The following is a 1,567-nucleotide window of genomic DNA, read 5'->3' on the forward strand; positions in this document are numbered from 1 at the left end:
GATCATTGGTTTCAGGGTCGCGCTCATTGGTGGCGACATAGAAAACCGCGCCGTCATCGCGCCAGCCGAGGAAGCTCGCGCGAACCTCTTCGCCAGGGGTCAGATCTGTCAGCGTGCCATCGGCCTCGCGGACATAGACATGGAAAATTTCATTGCCGCCGCCATCGGAGGTGACAATCACCCGGCTGTCATCAGGAAAGAAGCTCTGGGCGTAGATTGCATTGTCGTCAGAGCTGGTCAGCGGCGTCATATCGCCTGTGGCATCGAGCGTGACCGCATTGAAGATGCCGGACGCATCGGTCGACGCGAGGATCGTATCGCCGCCGGGCGAGAAGATGTGGCCCGAGGACGAACCGAGCCTGTAACTGGTTGTCTCATGAAACAGGCTGGCTGGATATTCCGTGACGCTAAGCGCGACCGGCACTGTCTCAACAGGCGGCGCGGTAGAGACGACTGTCTCGCTTGCGGGCGTATCAGCCGGGGTTTGCGTACAGGCTGCGCCAAGGCTGGCGGCGAGCGCGATTGTCCAGTTCAGTTTCAAATGAGCCTCCCTCAAAAAGTGTGAGAGAGGCCTAGCATTCGCCTGACGCGATAGCGAGACCCATGTCGCCAATAAGCTTAAAGCCGGATCGTCCCGCTGATGCGGCGGCCATTCCTGTCGAGTTCGATCGCCCAGCTGTCCTCGGCGTCCGCCAGCGCATCGTCGAGATCCTCGAGCGTTTTCACCGTGTCGCCATTGACCGAAACGATGAGATCACCCGGCCGCACGATCCGCCAGGCATAGGCGCCGCGCATGATACGGGTGACCAGCACACCGCTCGCAAACGGGTCGCGGCCCATCTCTTCGGCGAGACGCGGCGACAGCTCAGCGACTTCGGCGCCGGAGAAAGGATGGCGGCCTTCGAGCAGTTCAAGCTCGGCTTCGGTGGCGCCCGGCGGCGGTGCGAGTGTCACCTTCACGGTTTCGAACTCGCCGCCCCGCAGAAGGCGCAGCTCGGACCGCTCCCCCGGCGAGCGGGTCGCGGCGAGGAATTTGAGGCCCTTCTCGTCAAACACTTCGCGGCCATCGATTTCGGTAATCAGGTCACCGCGCTTCAAGCCCGCCTCATCGGCCGGACCGTCCTGGAAGACTTCCGTCACCATGACGCCGACAGGCCGCTGGAGCCCCTGCGCCTTGGCAATGTCATAGGTCACCGACTGGGCCTTGAGGCCGAGCCAGGGCCGCACGATCATGCCCTCATTCACGGCGGCATCGACAACGCGCCGGACCATCTCTGCCGGAATCGCAAAGCCGATCCCGTTCGAGCCGCCGGAGCGCGAGAAGATCGCCGTGTTCACACCGACAAGCTCTGCCTTCGTATTGATCAGCGCGCCGCCGGAATTGCCAGGGTTCACCGCCGCATCTGTCTGCAGGAAGAAGGCATAGTCAGACACGCCGACATCGGTCCGGGCGGTGGCCGAGATGATGCCCGTCGTGACGGTCTGGCCGACGCCGAAGGGAGTGCCGATGGCGAGCACGATATCGCCGACTTCGGTGTCACGCGTGTCGGCATAGTCGACGGTCGGC

1 protein-coding gene and 1 pseudogene are annotated in these 1,567 nt (G+C 63.1%); both read right to left on the reverse strand.

Going from position 1 to position 1,567, the window contains the following annotated elements; translation table 11 throughout:
• Positions 1 to 541: pseudogene (locus tag WA989_RS12645) on the reverse strand (S9 family peptidase); the annotation flags it as partial.
• Between the two features lie 77 nt (positions 542 to 618).
• The coding region (locus WA989_RS12650) for a PDZ domain-containing protein (protein WP_424340851.1) at positions 619 to 1,567 on the reverse strand (949 nt) is incomplete at its 5' end.

Source organism: Henriciella sp., assembly GCF_049649345.1.
GTDB lineage: Bacteria > Pseudomonadota > Alphaproteobacteria > Caulobacterales > Hyphomonadaceae > Henriciella.